Below are 16422 nucleotides of genomic sequence, written 5' to 3' on the forward strand. Positions count from 1 at the left end.
AACGCGGCCACCGCCCGCAACCGCAAGGCCTCCTGCGTCGACGGCGACGGATGCCGCGCGTCCCCCACCAGATCGCTCACACACCACCCACGACCCAGAACCCAAACCGTTTCGGATCAGGACCCCATACCGAGATGCGCTCCACCGGCGACGTCGAGAGAGACGCCGGTGATGTACCGGTTGGCCCGGTCCGTGAGGAAGCCGATCGCGTTGGCGACCTCGGTCGGTTCGGCGAAGCGGCGCATGGGGAGCTGCGCGGCGCGAGCGTCTCGTGCTGCCTGCGCGGAGCCGGACTGGTCGGCGAGCTGTGACCACATCGGCGTGTTCACTGGTCCGGGATTGACGGCGTTGACCGAGATCCCGTCCGGTCCGAGGATCTTCGCCATCGACCACATGATGTGCAGCACGGCGATCTTGCTGGCGTTGTACGGCAGGTAGTCGATCCGCGCTTCCTTGGCCGCGACCGACGACAGCAGCAGAATGGTGCCCTTCGTGCCGGTGTCCCGCATGAGGTTCGCGACCTCGCGCGTGATGGTGAACGTGCCCGTGGCGTTGATGCGCATGGTGCGCTCGAACTCCTCGGTCGTGGTCGCCAGCGGATCGGGGGTGCCGCCCAGCACCCCCGCGGCGTGGACGAGGACGTCGATGCGGCCGTGCTCGGCGACGGTCCGGCGTACCACTTCGGAGGTCTGCTGCTCGTCGGTGACGTCGAGCTCGGCGAAGCCGGCGATGTCCTGGCCGTCGAGCGGTGCGAGGTCGGCCCCGACGACGATGTCCCCGCGCGCCTGCAGCGCGTCGACGGCGGCCGCGCCGATGCCGCCGCTGGAGCCGGTGACCAGGGCGACCTGGGGCTGCGGCGCTACTGCACTGCTTTGCTGGACCACGTGCGTCCCTCCTGTTCCTCGGTGGGCAGGCCTGCCGCCGCGAGGATCTTGTCGAGTAGCTGCTGGGTCTTGACCGCTTCCCATCCGGAGGTCAGCGGCTGCTGCCGGTCCTGAACGCGGTCGAGGAAGTGGCGGACCGCGTCGGCGAAGCCGAAGGTCTCGGTCGCGGTCGCCCAGCCGAACGCCTCCGGGCTCATCGACCGGACGGTGCGGACGCCGTCCGCCGTCACCGCGACGGTGTCGGGGGCGACGACCTCCGCCGAGCGCAGCTGCCCGTACGCGTCGAGCTTCTCACCCCACGCGCCGGCGGTTCGGGCCGCGACCAGCAGGCCCGTGTTCCCGGTCGAGAACCGGATGAGGGCGGCCGTGCCGTCCTCCTCCCAGGGGTCGGTTCCGGCGGCCGCGCTGGTGACCTCGACGACGTCTCCGCCGCAGAACCAGCGGAGGAGGTCCACCATGTGGATCGCGTTCTCGAACGTGGCCCGGTACTCGGAGCCGGCGCGGTTCTTCTGCGCGACGCAGAACGACGCTCCGGCCGCACCGAACGCTTTCCGCGCGGCGACGTACACGGGCGCGAACCGCCGGTTCAGGCCGACCATCAGGATGCGGCCGTGCTTGTCGGCGAGCTCCGCGAGGCGGACCGCGTCGGAGGTCGAGGTGGCGAGGGGCTTCTCGCAGAACACGTCGATGCCGGCGCGCAGGGCGCTCTCGACGGCCGCGACGTGCTTGGAACGGGGAGTGAGCACGAAGACGGCGTCGAGTTCTTCGGCGTCGAGCATCGCGTCGACCGTGCGGTACACGTTCGCGAACCCCCACCGACGCTGCAACGGGCTCGGGTCCTCGCGCCGCGAGACCAGGGCGCGCAGTTCGATGTCGTCGCGCTGTACAAGGGTGGGCAGTTGCGCGATGCTGGCGATGTTGCCGGCGCCCACCACGCCGACGCGGAGTGCGGTCACGAGCGGACCTCGGCCTTCTGGCCGGCCGCCTCGACATCGAGCTGTCGCAGCAGCGTACGGAGGTGCTCGGCGCCGCGTCGGAATCCGATCTCGGGGGCTTCGAGATCCTGCGGATGCCACCGGTACTCGTATTCGAGCGAGAGCACGTCGTCGTAGCCGACCTCGCGAAGGCGTCGCAGGATGGACGACCAGGCGAGGATGCCGTCGCCGACGACGCGCGACATGACGGCGCGTTCCTCGGCGTGCACGCGCGCCGTCTCGGACGCGACGAACGGGGCGTTCGGGTCCTTGAAGACAAGGTCCTTGACGTGCACGTGGCCGATGAGATCGCCCTGGACGGCGAAGGCGTCGTCGAAATCCTCGTCGTGGGTGAAGGTGAGGTTCGCCTGGTCGTAGAGGACGCGGACGGCGGGCGAGTCGACCGCGCGGATGAGCTTGGCGGTGTCACGCGCGGTCTGCGTCATGGTGCCGAAGTGGTTCTCGGCGCAGAGCACGACGCCTGCGTCCGCCGCAGGTCCGGAGAGCTCCTGGAGCGAGCGGACGAGCTGCGTCCAGTGCGCGGCGTGGTCCTGCCGGTCCGGCTGCCACGCGCCGGAATAGACGCGGATGCGGTTCGCGCCGACGGCGTGGGCGATGTCGATGGCCGACCGCAGTTCGTCGACGGCTGCTCCGCGTATGCGCTCGTCGGTCGCGTTGATGGCGGTCGTGTACGGGGTGAGCCCGATGACCGGGATGCCTTCGCCGTCGGCGACGCGTGCCGCTTCCGCCGCTGCCGCGGCACCGCCGATGGGCAGACCGCTCGTGTAGTCGTCCTGGTAGATCACCTCGGCGGCATCCAGGCCCGCTCGGGCGAAGAGTTTAAGCGCTTCGGGAACGGTGTGGTCGGGGGTGCCGAGGGTATGGCCGGCGATCTTCACGAGGGTGTCTCCGAGGTCTTCGAGGTCTTCGGGGTCGAGTGGGTGTGCCAGTCGTGGGGGCCGACGAGACGCGGAGGATCGACGACCCGCGAGCGGTCGACGAACTCGAGGATGAGCCCCCAAGAGGTGCGGGCGTACACCCACCGGTTCCCGGCGACAGCGGGGCTGTCGCCGCCGACCTCCTTGCGCGCACCGAGGATCTCGATGCCCCGGAGGTCGGCGACCGCGGCGACGACGTCGTCCACGTCGTCGACGACGAAGCAGAGATGGTGCCCGCCCGCATCGCTGGCCCGCGGGAACTTGGGGGAGCGGTCCTCGCTCCACCACTGGAACAACTCCACGTTCAGATTCGGCGGCAGCCGGAGCATGCGCAGCTCCAGGTGCGCGTCCGCGGGCACGCCGAAGTGCTCCGGCATGACCGCGGCATCGGGTCCGCGGGTGGAGCGATAGAGCTCCTCGGCGCCGAGCAGGACGGTGAACAGGCGGGTGGCGTCGTCGAGGTCGGGGACGGTGAAGGCCACGTGGTCCACGTATTGCAGACCGGGAAGGCGACCGGGGTTCGGATTCATGAGCGCAGTTCCTGGGTGGAGGAGCGGATGAGAAGCGATGGTTCGAGCACGACGTGGTCGGGCGGGCCGCCGGCGATGAGGGCCTCACCGAGTTCGATGGCGATCCGTCCGAGGTCGGTGATTGGTTGTCGGACACTGGTCAGCCGGGGGTTGAACTGGGCGCCGAGGTCGAGGCCGTCGAAGCCGATCACCGACAGGTCGGCGGGCACGGTCAGTCCGCGCGAGCCGAGCTCGGAGATCATGGCGAATGCGATGAGGTCGTTGGAGGCGATCACGGCCGTCGGGCGGACCGGTTCCCGCATCCAGTGGTCCACGAGCCCCGGCCCCGGTTCGGCGCCGGGCGCCGCCTCCAGGACGACGGGCGGGATGGCGTGACGCTCGGCGGCGTGGTGGTAGGCGTCCCAGCGATCCTGGGCGGTGTACGTGCCGACGATCCCCGGGGCGTAGGCGATGTTCGTGTGGCCGAGACCAAGGAGGTGGTCGAAGGCCAGGTCGATGCCCCGGGCGCTGTCGACAGTGACGGTGGGCACGGCCGGGTCGTCTTCGACCCGGTCGATGACGACGACCCGGTTCGGAAACGCGTACCGGCGGAGCGCCTCGAGGTTGACCCGGGTTGAGGGGGCGACGATGCCGAAGGGGGAGTACATGGACTGCATCGCGCTCACGTAGTCGGCGGTCTGCCCGGTGTCGCCGTCGGTGATGCAGAGCATCAGCTGGTAGCCGCGTGCTTCGGCGGCGGCGGCGGTCGTGCGCGCCAGCTCGGCGAAGAACGGGTTGGTCAGGTCCGGAACGATCAGCGGGACGAGGTTGCTCGAGCCGCGGCGGAGAGCCTGCGCGAGGGGGTTCATCGAGTACCCGAGCTCGGCTGCGACACGCAGCACGTGTTCCCGGGTCGCCGCGCGCACGGCATCCGGCTTCGAGAACGCACGCGACACGGTCGAGCGGTGGACGCCGGCCGCTTCGGCGACGTCGTCGATGCTTACTTCAGCCACGACGCGCCGTCCTCTCCAGGTGCGGCGACCAGATGAGCTCCATAGTGGTCAGAAGCTCGGCGAGCGTCGGCAGGCCCGCGAACCCGGTCGTGAGCGTGTCGGCGACGCCGGTGACGAACACGTCGTACAGCGGGTCGCTGTCGACCTCGAGGACGGCGCTCTTGGTGACGCCGGATTGGTCGGTGAATGTCGCGTCGCCGTTGGTGTCGACGGTGGCGAACCCGTTGGTCCCGGCCGCGGTGAAGCTGCAGTACCGCTTCAGCGGCGAGTTGGGGAACGCGTAGCCGACCTCGACGATTGCCTCGCGGCCGGTGGCGGTGGTCAGGATCATCGTGGCGTGGTCGTCGACCGCCTCGCCGTGCAGCGTGGTGGAGAGCTTCCGGACGACGTCGACGGGATGTCCGAGGTGACGGATCGCCAGATCGACGAAGTGCGGGCCGAGGTTCATCAGGCTGCCGCCGCCCGAGAGGGCGGGTTCGAGCATCCACGGGTTGCCATTGCTCCGATACCGCGAGGGCGGACCGGCGACGAACGCCATCCGTTCGTAGACAATGTCGCCGGCCTGTCGCAGCCACGTGTCGATCGGGGCGCCGCGCTGGACGAGCGGCACGGTCGCCGGCACGGCGGCCGAGCGCGCCTCCTCTTCGATCGTCCGAAGGTCGTCGAGGCTCGCACCGGCGGGCTTCTCGATCACGAACGGGATGCCGCGCTCGATGAGTTCTCGGCCGACCGCGAGCATCTCGTGGTGCGGGCAGAACACGAACGCCACCTCGATGCCGTCCTGGTCCAGAGCCTCGTCGACGCTCGCCGCGACAGGTGCGCCCAAGGGCTCGGCGAATGTCCGAGAGACCGCGGGGTCGGGGTCCTGCACCGCCGTCACGCGGAAGTGTCGAGCCAGCCCGGCACGGTACAGCGGCGCGTGCCAGTGGGACGCACCCAGCACCACGGCCGAGGGCCGAGGGGCCGAAGAGGAATGATCCACCGCCGTGGACTCCTTCGCTTCGATGAGGATCCCGGCGCATCAGTCGCTCGCGAATGAGAACGATTGCTGAGATCGATTGCAGAACAGGGTGCAACACCTCGCCGCGATCCGTCAACGCCTCCTGGACGCGGCTCGCGAAGCGCGTGAAAGTGGTGTATCCATCAGGGCCATGTTCCAGAAACTCCACGTCATAGAGACGATCCGCGATTCCGGCAACGTCCTCATCGTCCGCCTCGACACCGCCGAGGAGGCGTTCGAGGTGGCCTCGGCAGCCGTCGCCGGCGGCATCCGCGCCCTCGAGATCACCCTGTCGATCCCCGGCGCCCTCACCGTGATCGAGCGCCTGACCGAGCGCTTCGCCGGTGAAGACGTGGTCTTCGGCGCGGGCACCGTCCTCGACGGGTACGCCGCCTGGTCGAGCATTCAGGCCGGCGCGCAGTTCCTCGTCAGCCCGAACCTCAACCCTGAGATGATCCGCGTCGCCAACCGCTACCAGATCGCCACCATCAGTGGTGCGTACACGCCGACCGAGATCCTCGATACGGCCGAGGCCGGCGCGGACATCGTCAAGCTCTTCCCCACCGAAGCCGGCGGCATCCCTTACGCCAAGGCGGTCCTGGCGCCGCTCGCGCACATCCCGATCCTGCCGGCGGGTGGCGTCACCACCGCCAACGTCGGCGACTGGTTCGCCGCAGGCGTCGCGGCGGTCGGAGTGGGCAGCGCCATCACCAAGGCCGGCCGCCCCGACGGCGACATGGGCAAGGTCACCGCAGCGGCGAAGGAGTTCGTGGCCGCGATCGAGCGAGTGAAGCAGTGACACCCGACGTCCAGGCCCTGCCCGTCGCCTACATCACGCTCGGCGGGGCGGGGTCGGGTAAGTCGACCCTGTCGAGACACCTCAGCTCCCTCACGGGCGCGGCGTATCTCGACAAGGACACGCTCGCCGGGCCCCTGGTGCGAGTGGCTCTCGAGGCGTTCGGGCAGGATCCCTCCGATCGGGAATCGAACGAGCTGTACCTGCGGAAGGTCATGCCGGCCGAGTACGAGACGCTCTTCGCGACCGCCGGCCGGAATCTGGAACTCGGCCACTCCGTCGTCCTCGATGCACCGTTCGTGGCGTACCTCGGAGACCCCGACTTCCTGCGTCGCTCGACCGAGAATGCAGGCTGGCCCGCCGCTCGCATCCGGGTGATCCACGTGCGCACCTCGCCCGAGGTCGTGCGGCAACGGTTGATCGAGCGCGGCAGCGAGCGGGACCGGGTCAAGCTCGCCGGATGGGACGTCTACTGGGAGCGATTCGGTGCTCTCGAGTGCCGCTGGAACACCGGCGAGCACGACATCGTCGTGAACGACGACGAGTCGGCGTTCACGCGCCTGCGCGAGCTGGTTCAGCACAACTGACCGCTGCGTTCCCGGGGTTCGACGACCAGGGTGACCGCTGGGTCTTGACAGCGAGGGCGGACGCGTGTGACTTTTCGTAACGGCGTTACAGGTAACGCTGTTACTCCACGATGGCGAGGAGACGAAGACATGGCACTGGCCGGTGACGTCACAAATGCGATGCGTGTGCTCGAACTGCTGGCGCCGCATCCCGAAGGCCGACGCGTCACGGAGATCGCCGAGCGCCTGGGCGTCAACAAGGCCATCGCTCATCGCCTCCTCGCCGCCCTGGTCGATGCGGGCTATGTGAATCAAGACCCCCGCACCTCCAGCTACTTCGCCACTCACAGCCTCGGCGCCCTGGGGCTCCGCCAGCTGTCCTCGTCAGGAGTGGGAACGTGGGCTCAGCGAAGCCTGGACTCGCTCGCGGCGGAGTGTGAAGAGCTCGTTCGCCTGGCAGTAGTCAGCAACGACTCCTTGAAGTGGATCGCCAAGGCCCAGGGGGCGAACTCGTCCCTCCGCATCGACCCCGTCATGGGCCAGGACGCGGTCCCCCACGCCACTGCATCCGGGAAGGCGTGGCTCGCCACTCTTTCTCCGGACCGAGTCGCGACCGTGCTGGCGCACGAGAGCCGTCTCGACGTCACCCCCAGATCCCCCCTCGATCGGTCCGCTCTCCAGGTCGAGCTCGACGAGGTTCGTCACCGCGGGTACGCCACGACGATTGAGGAGATGGATCTCGGTATCAGTGCCGTGGCGGCCGCCATCCACGGAGCCGGACCGGGCCGGGAGGCCACCGGGACGATCAGCATCGCGGGCCCCTCCGTGCGGATGACCCGAGCGCGCATGGCCGAGCTGTCGCCGCCCCTGCTCGCGGCCGCGGCTGACCTCTCCCGGAGCTGGCCGAGCTACACCTACCTCGTCGCAGACGAGGAACTCTCCGCCTAGACAGGCAGACACCCCTTTTCAACAGGTTCAGCGACCCTCGGCCCGGGCGTTGGGATGCTCACTCGCGCCCAAATTCAAAGGAGAATTCAATGACGGCCTCACGTCGCGCGCCCAGTACATCCGCCCCCGACAGCACAGACCCTGTCCCGCGTAAGAGACAGGCCCGTAACCTGCTCGCCGGGACCGTCGGGCACTTTGTCGAGTGGTACGACTGGTATGTATACGGTCTTCTCGCCGCTGTCTTCTCCGCGCAGATCTTCCCCTCGGGCTCCCAGTTCGCGTCCCTTATCGCCGCGTTCCTCACTTACGCCATCGGGTTCATCGTGCGGCCTCTGAGCGGCATCATCCTCTCCCCGCTTGCCGACCGGTACGGGCGCCGACGCGTCCTGTCTCTCGCGGTCTCGGGGATGGCTCTCGGCGCGTTGATCATCGGGTTTACACCCCCGTACGCGACCATCGGCTACTTCGCGCCGATCCTGTTCGTCGTCGCCCGCATCCTCCAGGGCATCTCCGCCGGCACCGAGGGGCAGAGCGCCATCGCGTTCATGGTGGAACACGCTCCAGCCAACCGGCGCGGACTTTTCGGCTCCTTCACCAACATGGCCAGCGGGCTGGCAACCCTCGCCGCAACGGGCGCCGCAGCCACCGTCACCTCTGTTTTCGCCGCCGACACCCTGGCGTCCTACGGATGGCGGATCCCTTTCATCATCGGTGGTGTGATCGGCGTCGCTGGACTCATCCTCCGCGCCCGCTCGGACGAGTCTCCGGAGTTCGAAGCCAGCACGCTCGTCGAGCAGAAGTCCGCACCCGCGAAGCTCCTCCAGCTGCTCCGCGAGCACCCCAAGGCGATCCTGCAGACGGCTGCCCTGTCCGCTCCCGCCGTGGCCTACTACACCTGGGCGACGTTCCTGCCCACCTACGCCAACCTCACCTCGGGCCGAGACCTGTCCTCCACCCTTGCCGGCAGCGTGATCGGCCTGGCGCTGCTGGTTGTCGTCGTCCCCGCCGGCGGCTACCTCTCCGACCGTCTCGGTCGCCGGAAGATCTTCCCCATCATCGGCGCCATCGGAATGATCGTCCTGTTCTATCCGCTCCTTCTCCTCCTGCAGGCGCCCGGTTTCGGTGTCTACGTCATCGTCGCCGCCTCCGGATGGGTAGTCCTCGGAATCTGGCAAGGCGTCTACCCCACCATCCAGGCTGAGCTGTTCCCCGCCTCGGTCCGCGTCTCCGGAATCGGATTCGCCCATCAGATCGTCATCGCCCTCTTCGGCGGCACCGCACCCCTCATCGCGTCCGCGTTCGTCGGCGCCGGACGGCCCATGTACCTGGCGATCTACATGATCGTCATCGTCGCCCTGTGCCTCATCGTCTACTTCACGCTCCCGGAGACCGGCAGCCGTGCCCCGCGGGAGATCGTTTCCGCGACCGACACCATCGCCGTCGTCATGAGCGAGGACTCGTCCACTGCTGCCAGTTCAGCCCCTGAACAGCACATGGAGCCCCGGTCGTAGCCGCCCCTGCTCCCGAGCGCGCGATGGGGGCACCTCAAAGATGGAACGGAAATTCATATGATCATCAACACTTTTTCGTACCTTTGGTCTGCAACGGCGATCGATGCGATATCCGAGTTGACCCAGAATGGGTACAACACCTTCGAGGTTCCCATCAGCTCCCCACATTGCTGGCCGGAAGAGATCTCCAGCACCGAGCGTTCGGAAATCCTGGCGACGCTCAACGAGAACGGCGCCAAGATCCGATCGCTGAACGCCGGCGGATACGACATCAATCTGGCCAGTCCTGCTGCCAGCATGCGCCGGAAGAGCATCGAGCACATCACGTCGGTGATCGATCTTGCGGTGGCTTGGGATGTCCCGGAAGTTGTCATCTCACCCGGCACACGGCGTCCTATGATCTCGCCCTCGCTCGAGAACGTCCACGGGTGGATGTACGAAAGCCTGGAAGAGCTGATCCCGCTGGCCAAGCGGGCGGGAAAACGACTCCTCTTCGAGAACACTCCCTACTGCTTTGCTCCCACGATTGGGGAGCTGGCAGATATCGTCGGCACGGTCAACGATGACGCACTAAAAATCGTGTACGACGTCGCGAACGCTGCTTATATCGGGGAGGACCCCGTATCGGGTCTGCGCTCACACCACAGGTCGATTGCACTCATGCACATATCCGACACAGGTACGGAAACGTGGGGCCACGACCCCATCGGCACTGGGGTGATCGATTGGAACGGCCTGGGTAAAGCAGTCCAAGAAACCATCGGGGTGGACAACGTCGTGCTCGAAATCATTCGCGAAGAGAACACCCTGGAAGTATTCGCGAAGGCGATGGTTGATCTCAGTGAAGAGGGCTGGAATCTCGGAGAGTAATTTCAGCTCCCCGGGATTCAGAATGACTCCGAGGGTCATCGAACAGTACGGTGACAGTTCTCAATCATCGGTGCGAGTCGAAGTGCTTCGAAACGCGCCAGATGCAGCTGTCACCACTTGCGTGGCCTGCTGAGTATGCCCGCTGGAAATATACAAGGAGAGTGTGCAATGAGGGTTCTGGTCAGTGGTGGAAGCAGCGGCATCGGCGCGGCTGCAAGCCTGAGGCTCGCAGAGGCAGCGCTTGCCCGCGGCGAGAAGCCGATGATCGCGGTATCCGGCCTTACTGCGAACGCGCGACAAGACGAGGTCGTCCGGTCGATCCAGTCGATGGGCGGAAAGGCCATTGCATTGACAGGAGACCTGGGTGATCCCGACGTGCCCGGTCAGCTGATAACCGCTGTGGTTGACGAGTTCGGCGGCTTGGATGCGCTGGTGGCAAATGCCGGAATCGCCAGCCCTGGCGCGCTCAAGGATCTCTCCCTGGAGGACTGGAACGACATGTTCTCCGTCAACCTCCGCGGGGCGTGGCTACTTGCCAAAGCAAGTCACGCGCACCTGAAGGATAGCCGCGGGTCCGCCTGTTTCACCTCTTCAATGTCCGGCCAGCTCCCACATGCCGGATCAGGTGCATACAGTCCGACCAAGGCTGCGCTCACGATGTTGGCTCAGACACTCGCGCTGGAATGGGCACCTGACGGAATCCGCGTGAACGTGGTATCCCCGGGCATGACTCGCACGCAGATGACTGAACAAATGTACCTCGACCCCGAAGTCAAGAAGGCAAGGGAAGAAATCATCCCGTTGTCGAAAATTGGCGACCCGATGGATATCGCGAACGTGATCGAGTTTCTTGTCAGCCCGCTGGCAGGATATGTCACCGGCCAAGATGTCTGCGTCGATGGGGGTTTCTCCAAGTCCATCCTCAGCCACATTCCCGGTCGGCCCAGCTCCAAGTCCTGACGGGGTTCTTCCTCTGGCCACCGAGGCCGATCGTGAGCGGCTCCGCCGCCCACTCTCTGGTCCGAAACAGTTTGGGTTCTGGGTCATTGGTGGTGTGCGAGCGATCTGGTGGGGGAGATGCGCGGCATCTGTTTCGCCGTCGGCGCAGGAGGCCTTGCGGTTGCGGGCGGTGGCCGCGTTGATGGCGGGGCGGGACCGTGAGGATGTGGCGGCGTTCTTCTTCTTCTTCTTCTTCTTCTTCTTCCGCAGACGCCAACGCCAACGCCAACCGCACATCGTCCGCGGCTACTTCGGCGGCCCACACGTCCGCTACGTCCTGAACGAGAACCCCATGAGTTTCTGATCAATAGGACATGGTCTTAGCCAACGGCCTCTCCTGTGCCGGAAGCCGGAGGGACAGGAAACCACCGGATGTGCTGAGGGGCACTGCGGTCTTAAGACGTCGTTTCCTTTGGTGCTGATGGTGCCCGCCGGGCGGCGAGGCATGTCGGCCAGGCGTCGGCCGTGAATCGCATGGGACACAAGCAGCGGTCGAGGGCCGCATCCCGCGCTGGGATGCGGCCCTCGATGCGTGTGGTTACGAAGTCCAGCCGCCGTACGGCACGGTGATGAGTTCCATGGCGTGGCCCGCCGGGTCCATGAAGTACATGCCGTGGCCACCGTCGTTGTGGTTGATCGCGCCGGGCTGCTTCCGGTGGGGGTCGGCGTAGTGCTCGATGCCGCGCTGGCTGATCTGCGCGTACGCTGCGTCGAACACCTCCTCGGAGACCAAGAAGGCATAGTGCTGGGGGGTGATGCTGTGCGCGGGAACCGTGGCGAAGTCCAGAGTGACGCCGTTGCTCAGGTCAACCGCGATGAACGGGCCCCACTCGGCGGTAATCTTGAGGCTGAGCAGGTTCGCAAAGAATTCTGCGGACTCCCGGTTGTCCCGGGCATGGACGATCGTGTGGTTCAACTCGACTGACAAGGAATGCCTCCGAAGGCATGTCCCGACACCTCCATGTCTCACCCAGCCGGTGACCGACACGCGATGCCACCGTAGATTCTAGCCCTGTCGTCTACGCAGCAAGCCGACGGTAGTTGATGAGGGCTGCGGCCATACCGACGAAGGCAAGGAAGTGCTCGGCCTTACGTTCGTAGCGGCGGTGCAAGCGACGGCATCCGGCCAGCCAGGAGACGGTGCGCTCGACTACCCAGCGGTGTCGGCCCAGGCGCTCGGAGGATTCGATGCCCTTGCGGGCGATGCGGTGGCGGATGCCACGCTCGCGGAGCCATTTCCGCAGGTGGTCGTAGTCGTAACCCTTGTCGGCGTGGAGCTTGGCCGGCCGTCGGAGACGGGGCCCGCGGCGGGAGCGGAGGGGAGGGATGCCCCGCACGAGCGGCTGCAGCCCAGGCTGTCGTGGGTGTTGGCGGCGGAGATGCCCAGCGACAGGGGCACCCCGTTGCGGTCGGTGAGCAGGTGGATTTTCGATCCGGACTCGCCGCGGTCGGTCGGATTCGGTCCGGTCAGAGGCCCCCTTTTGCCGCCCGCACGCTGACGGAGTCGAGCGCACACCGCGACCAGTCCAGCTCGCCGCGGGCGCCGAGTTCATCCAGGACCACGCGGTGGAACTTTGCCCGGACACGGCCCCGGCTCCATTGGGCGAACCGCCGGTGGACGGTCGGCCAGGCCGGACCGAACACCGGAGGAAGCTGCCGCCAGGTGCAGCCCGAGGTCACCAGAAAGGTGATCGCGGCCAGCCGATGGTGGCCTGCTGGTGCATCATGCGGATGGTGCCCTCGGTCGCATAAGCGACGGCGACCGGGGAAGCGTTCGATGAGCTGCGCCGTGCCGAACCAGTGGTCGCCGTGGCCATGCGTGGCGTAGATGGCCGCGAGCCGCTTGCCGGACCGCTCCACCCAGTCGCCGACCTGCCGGATCCGGTCGTGAGTGAAGGGCGGGTCGACCAGCACGGCGTCCTTGTCGCCGTAGATCAGCGTGGACGTGATCGGGGACGACACGATGGGGTTGCCGTTGGGCATGCGCTGGTCGCCTGCGCGAGGGGCGCCCGGGGAGACGAAGACTTCGTAGGACAGCGGGGCGGATGTGGCCATGTCGGCCAGCTCCTTTCGGTGTATCGGACGGTAGGTGCGAGGTGGCCGACTGCTGGCCGAGCGTGGCTTTGCCGTTCCCGACCGGCCTGGCCTGCGGCTTCGGACACTGGAGGACGTGTTTACCTACGCGCAGGCCGAGGGCGTCGAGCTGAGGCTGGTCGCCACCGAGATCCAGGTCCGCCGCCCGGTCGCGAGCCGTGGAGGCCGTCGGGCGTTCGTGTCGGGCAAGAAGACGCAGAACACCATGAAGGCCACCGTCATCGCCGACCACGACGGCCGCACCCTGTGGACGGACGCCCTGAGGCCGGGGCGGATGCACGATGCGACCGCGGCTCGCACGGTGGGCATCACCGGCTGCATTCACCACTTCGGACTGGTCGAAGTTCTCCTCGACGACGCATATTTGGGCCTGAGCCGCGATCACCCCGGCCAGGCTGTCACCCCGCCCAGACAGCCACGGCCCGGAGCGCTGCCGGGCAGAGTCGAACAATGGGAACGTGACCGGCACGACCACTCCAGTGACCGCATCAGCGTCGAACATGCACTGGCCGACCACAAACGCTGGAAGCAACTCATCCGCTGGACCCACCGCCGCGACTGCCTGCCCGACACCTACCGCGCCATCGCCGGCCTCGTCTCCGACCGCGGCGTCACCGTCTGAGACCCAGCGACCGCGCGACCCGGCACGTCCCGCCCGCAATCACGCACCAACTCGTAAGCCAAGGCCGACTCCCGCGGCTCCGACCTGGCAAACCGCCCCGCGAACCGCTCATGCACAACCGTCAGTTCATCAGCCCACAACCGAGCCTCTGCAACGTCCCCACCCATAACCAGAGCCGCAACCAACATGCTCCTGATCAGAGCCACCGGAAAGACCTGACGAAGCCCTGCCAGAGCGCCGGGCCGCCCCGCACTCAGTGCCCGGTGGCCGGGAAGGCGCCCAGCAGGCTGCGGCTGGCCGTCAGGGCAAGGTAGTCGGTGAAGGTGTCGTGATCCACCGCTTCAGTTGCGAAGTCCGCGCCGTGGGCGGTGCGTACGACACACGCGGAGAAGACAGTGGCGAAGCACTGCCGTATGGCCGTTTCCGGTTCAGGGTGTGTGATCTCGTCGCGGACGCTGAGCAGCAATGCGGTGAAGGCCCCGGCGAGGGCGTGCACATGAAGTCGGCCGCGACGCAGCACTTCCGGGTGGGCGCCGGACAGCAGGAGCACCGGCTTGAGGAAGGCTGCGTGGCGTCGGAAGAGGGCGGTCAGTTGACCGACCGCACCCCTGATCAGGGCGTCCGCGGTGAGGTCTCGCCACCGGGCCATGTCGGTGAAGGCCTGTTGGTCGGCGGCGAGGCGGGAGATGCCGTGCTCGTAGACGGCGAGGAAGAGTGCGTCCTTGTTGGCGGTGCGGTCGTAGAGGGCCCTGGGGGCCACCTGTGCCTTCTCGCAGAGGGCGGAGATGGTGAATGCCTCGTAGCCGCCCTCCTCGATGAGGGAGACGCCGGCGTCCAGAACGCGGGCCCAGGCCTGTCTGGTGCGTTCCTGGCGTGGCTCGCGGATCTCCAGGTCTTCGGTGCGGTGTTCGGTGGTGGCCATGCAGGCATTCTCGCTTCCACTCCTGGCGGACTTCTTTCCGCCTGACCGTTGACACGTGACCCCCGTGTCCCGGTCTAATGACTCCCGAACAAAACCGTATCGCACACTACGCTTTCTGGGGGGGGGCGCCGATGCTGATCGTTCTCAGCCGTGCCCGTGCCGCCGTCGGCGCACGTGACCGGATAGTCGCCACCGCCGTGGAAATGGCCGCTGCCGCCCGCGCGGACCCCGGGTGCCTGGCCTACACCTTCGCCGCCGACCTCGAGGATCCGGACGTGATCGTGTGCACCGAGCTGTGGCAGAGCAGCGCAGCCCTCGACGCGCACATGGCCCACCCCCACACCGCTGCCTTTCTGCACCGGGTCCACGGACTGACCGACGGTGAGCCCACCCTGATCCGCCACGCCGTCACCGGCTGATCCACCCACCGACCAGCTCGCCTCGCAAGGAGCCGCACATGTCGCACACCCCACCATCACCCGCTTCGCCCGGCCGGATCGCTGTCGTCGGCGCCGGCCCTGCCGGTATGGCCGCGGCGCTCTCCGCCCACCAGGCCGGCCACCATGTCACCCTCTTCGAGCGTCACGCGCAGGCGCGGCCGGCCGGCAACATCCTCAATCTGTGGCCCGCTCCCATCAAGGCCCTCGGCCTGCTCGGCGTCGACATCGACGACCTCGGCGCGCCCTGCCAGAGCGAGTTCCGCAACATGCGCGGCAAGCGGCGAGTTCAGGTCCGGCTGCCTGCGGATGTCGTACGCGACTACGGCGGCGGCTTCATCGGTCTGCTCCGCCCGGACCTGTACGAGCGGCTGCTGGCTGCTCTCCCACCGGGCATGCTGCGCACCGGCCTTGCGCTGGAGGGCGTGGAGTCGGACGACCGAGCGGTCCGTCTGCTGATGGCCGACGGAACCGTGCACGAGGCCGACGTCCTGATCGGTGCTGACGGGATCAACTCACTGGTGCGCCGCACACTGTGGGGCGACTCCCCGATCCGTCCCCACAATCTGCAGCTCTACGGCGGATACACCCTCGCCGAGAACGTATCCGCCCCCCGTGGCCTGTGTGTGCTCACACACAGCCCCACCGTGCAGGGTGCCTGGACCGCCATCCGCAGCAAGGGCCGCGACGGCTTCCAGTGGTGGGTTCTCACCGCCCACGATGCCCAGCGCCCCCTGCCCAGCGATCTCCACGGCGCTGCCGTACGCCTCGCCCACGACTTCCCGGAACCACTGCCCGGTCTCATCGCTGCGACTGATCCCGCTCACGTGCAGAGCTGGCCCATACGCGACCGCAAGCCGCTCAAGCAGTGGTCAAAGGGCAGGATCACCCTGATCGGAGACGCGGCCCACCCCACGTCCCCGTACGCCGCCTACGGTGCCGGCATGGCCACTGAGGATGGCTATTTCCTCGGTCGGCGGCTGGCAGGTGTGGACCTGACCGACCCTGACGCAGTCCACCGCGCGCTCAACGACTTCGAGGTCACTCGTAAACCCCACACAGCCCGGCAATCCCAGACGGCCTGGGCGCTCGGAAAGGTCTTTCACCACGCCCCCGCGCCTCTGCGTCGGCTGCGTGACGCCGTTCTCGATCACACACCGCTGCTCCAGAAGGTCGTCGGCGAGGGCACGCCCGGGGAAATCCTCAAGCAACTGGGGGAGATCGACCGCGCCGAGAGTGCCTTCACCGTCTCGCGTGGCGGGACTGCCTGAAAGACGTCGCTGTCCTGTCGCACAGCGGGCCTGGCCTCAGCCCGCGTGTGACGGACGACGTCGGCAGA

17 protein-coding genes and 3 pseudogenes are annotated in these 16422 nt (G+C 67.3%); 10 read left to right on the plus strand and 10 right to left on the minus strand.

Annotated elements, in window-relative coordinates; genetic code table 11:
• Window positions 1-116 precede the first annotated feature (116 nt).
• From ABT381_RS00430 to ABT381_RS00455, 6 genes are read right to left on the minus strand one after another with little or no spacing between them, the layout of a single operon-like run.
• Entirely contained in the window at window positions 117-884 is a 768-nt protein-coding gene (locus tag ABT381_RS00430; protein WP_351585972.1) for an SDR family NAD(P)-dependent oxidoreductase, read from the minus strand.
• Entirely contained in the window at window positions 860-1840 is a 981-nt protein-coding gene (locus tag ABT381_RS00435; protein ID WP_351585973.1) for a Gfo/Idh/MocA family protein, read from the minus strand. The genes ABT381_RS00430 and ABT381_RS00435 overlap by 25 nt, the downstream gene beginning before the upstream one ends.
• Window positions 1837-2757 (minus strand): sugar phosphate isomerase/epimerase family protein, encoded by a 921-nt coding sequence (locus ABT381_RS00440; protein WP_351585975.1) that lies wholly within the window; start codon window positions 2755-2757, stop codon window positions 1837-1839. Before ABT381_RS00440 ends, ABT381_RS00435 begins: the two co-directional genes overlap by 4 nt.
• The gene (locus tag ABT381_RS00445) at window positions 2754-3326 is read right to left on the minus strand and encodes a VOC family protein (RefSeq protein WP_351585977.1); all 573 of its coding nucleotides are present in this window, start codon (window positions 3324-3326) and stop codon (window positions 2754-2756) included. The genes ABT381_RS00440 and ABT381_RS00445 overlap by 4 nt, the downstream gene beginning before the upstream one ends.
• A complete protein-coding gene (locus ABT381_RS00450) occupies window positions 3323-4318 on the minus strand; it encodes a LacI family DNA-binding transcriptional regulator (protein ID WP_351585979.1) in 996 nt (331 codons plus the stop codon). The genes ABT381_RS00445 and ABT381_RS00450 overlap by 4 nt, the downstream gene beginning before the upstream one ends.
• Window positions 4311-5300, minus strand: a complete 990-nt coding sequence (locus ABT381_RS00455; RefSeq protein ID WP_351585981.1) for a Gfo/Idh/MocA family protein — start codon at window positions 5298-5300, stop codon at window positions 4311-4313. The genes ABT381_RS00450 and ABT381_RS00455 overlap by 8 nt, the downstream gene beginning before the upstream one ends.
• Before the next feature lie 169 nt (window positions 5301-5469).
• On the opposite strand from ABT381_RS00455, the gene ABT381_RS00460 reads away from it, so the two are divergent.
• The 7 genes from ABT381_RS00460 to ABT381_RS00490 all read left to right on the plus strand — a co-directional run bounded on the left by ABT381_RS00460 (window position 5470) and on the right by ABT381_RS00490 (window position 11312).
• Window positions 5470-6117 (plus strand): bifunctional 4-hydroxy-2-oxoglutarate aldolase/2-dehydro-3-deoxy-phosphogluconate aldolase, encoded by a 648-nt coding sequence (locus ABT381_RS00460; RefSeq protein ID WP_351585983.1) that lies wholly within the window; start codon window positions 5470-5472, stop codon window positions 6115-6117.
• Window positions 6114-6701 (plus strand): P-loop nucleotide/nucleoside kinase family protein, encoded by a 588-nt coding sequence (locus ABT381_RS00465; RefSeq protein ID WP_351585985.1) that lies wholly within the window; start codon window positions 6114-6116, stop codon window positions 6699-6701. Before ABT381_RS00460 ends, ABT381_RS00465 begins: the two co-directional genes overlap by 4 nt.
• 129 nt (window positions 6702-6830) lie before the next feature.
• Window positions 6831-7628: an IclR family transcriptional regulator gene (locus tag ABT381_RS00470; RefSeq protein WP_351585987.1), complete on the plus strand. Its 798-nt coding sequence runs from the start codon at window positions 6831-6833 to the stop codon at window positions 7626-7628.
• Between the two features lie 89 nt (window positions 7629-7717).
• Window positions 7718-9139, plus strand: coding sequence for an MFS transporter (locus ABT381_RS00475; protein WP_351585989.1), 1422 nt, complete (start codon window positions 7718-7720; stop codon window positions 9137-9139).
• 57 nt (window positions 9140-9196) lie between these two features.
• The gene (locus ABT381_RS00480) at window positions 9197-10009 is read left to right on the plus strand and encodes a sugar phosphate isomerase/epimerase family protein (protein ID WP_351585991.1); all 813 of its coding nucleotides are present in this window, start codon (window positions 9197-9199) and stop codon (window positions 10007-10009) included.
• Window positions 10010-10177: 168 nt separating this feature from the next.
• On the plus strand, window positions 10178-10969 hold the full coding sequence (locus tag ABT381_RS00485) for an SDR family NAD(P)-dependent oxidoreductase (RefSeq protein ID WP_351585993.1): 792 nt from the start codon (window positions 10178-10180) through the stop codon (window positions 10967-10969).
• A 205-nt stretch (window positions 10970-11174) separates the two neighbouring features.
• Entirely contained in the window at window positions 11175-11312 is a 138-nt protein-coding gene (locus ABT381_RS00490) for a hypothetical protein (protein WP_351585995.1), read from the plus strand.
• Between the two features lie 234 nt (window positions 11313-11546).
• Here ABT381_RS00490 and ABT381_RS00495 read toward each other — a convergent pair whose 3' ends face one another.
• The 3 genes and pseudogenes from ABT381_RS00495 to ABT381_RS00505 form a co-directional block, all read right to left on the minus strand.
• The gene (locus ABT381_RS00495; protein ID WP_351585997.1) at window positions 11547-11936 is read right to left on the minus strand and encodes a VOC family protein; all 390 of its coding nucleotides are present in this window, start codon (window positions 11934-11936) and stop codon (window positions 11547-11549) included.
• Between the two features lie 91 nt (window positions 11937-12027).
• A pseudogene (locus ABT381_RS00500) lies at window positions 12028-12787 on the minus strand (IS5 family transposase).
• Window positions 12773-13063: pseudogene (locus ABT381_RS00505) on the minus strand (MBL fold metallo-hydrolase); the annotation flags it as partial. The pseudogenes ABT381_RS00500 and ABT381_RS00505, both read right to left, overlap by 15 nt.
• Window positions 13064-13112: 49 nt before the next feature.
• Between ABT381_RS00505 and ABT381_RS00510 the strand changes: the two are divergent.
• Window positions 13113-13724, plus strand: a pseudogene (locus ABT381_RS00510) (transposase family protein); the annotation flags it as partial.
• A 253-nt stretch (window positions 13725-13977) separates the two neighbouring features.
• On the opposite strand, the gene ABT381_RS00515 reads toward ABT381_RS00510, so the two are convergent.
• Window positions 13978-14646 carry a TetR/AcrR family transcriptional regulator gene (locus ABT381_RS00515; RefSeq protein WP_351585999.1) on the minus strand — a complete coding sequence of 223 codons (669 nt, stop codon included), beginning with the start codon at window positions 14644-14646 and terminating at the stop codon, window positions 13978-13980.
• A gap of 131 nt (window positions 14647-14777) precedes the next feature.
• On the opposite strand from ABT381_RS00515, the gene ABT381_RS00520 reads away from it, so the two are divergent.
• Complete coding sequence (locus tag ABT381_RS00520; RefSeq protein ID WP_351586001.1) at window positions 14778-15065, plus strand: putative quinol monooxygenase; 288 nt, start codon at window positions 14778-14780, stop codon at window positions 15063-15065.
• 38 nt (window positions 15066-15103) lie between these two features.
• A complete protein-coding gene (locus tag ABT381_RS00525; protein WP_351586003.1) occupies window positions 15104-16354 on the plus strand; it encodes an FAD-dependent oxidoreductase in 1251 nt (416 codons plus the stop codon).
• The last annotated feature ends 68 nt before the right edge of the window (window positions 16355-16422 follow it).

This window comes from Streptomyces sp. NPDC000151, from assembly GCF_040301705.1.
GTDB lineage: Bacteria > Actinomycetota > Actinomycetes > Streptomycetales > Streptomycetaceae > Streptomyces.

Bases quoted from the DNA above. Each gene is read 5' to 3' on its own strand.
- ABT381_RS00445 (WP_351585977.1), bottom strand. From the start codon at position 3,326: ATGAATCCGAACCCCGGTCGCCTTCCCGGTCTGCAATACGTGGACCAC.
- ABT381_RS00460 (WP_351585983.1), top strand. From the start codon at position 5,470: ATGTTCCAGAAACTCCACGTCATAGAGACGATCCGCGATTCCGGCAAC.
- ABT381_RS00470 (WP_351585987.1), top strand. From the start codon at position 6,831: ATGGCACTGGCCGGTGACGTCACAAATGCGATGCGTGTGCTCGAACTG.
- ABT381_RS00475 (WP_351585989.1), top strand. From the start codon at position 7,718: ATGACGGCCTCACGTCGCGCGCCCAGTACATCCGCCCCCGACAGCACA.
- ABT381_RS00480 (WP_351585991.1), top strand. From the start codon at position 9,197: ATGATCATCAACACTTTTTCGTACCTTTGGTCTGCAACGGCGATCGAT.
- ABT381_RS00485 (WP_351585993.1), top strand. From the start codon at position 10,178: ATGAGGGTTCTGGTCAGTGGTGGAAGCAGCGGCATCGGCGCGGCTGCA.
- ABT381_RS00515 (WP_351585999.1), bottom strand. From the start codon at position 14,646: ATGGCCACCACCGAACACCGCACCGAAGACCTGGAGATCCGCGAGCCA.
- ABT381_RS00520 (WP_351586001.1), top strand. From the start codon at position 14,778: ATGCTGATCGTTCTCAGCCGTGCCCGTGCCGCCGTCGGCGCACGTGAC.
- ABT381_RS00525 (WP_351586003.1), top strand. From the start codon at position 15,104: ATGTCGCACACCCCACCATCACCCGCTTCGCCCGGCCGGATCGCTGTC.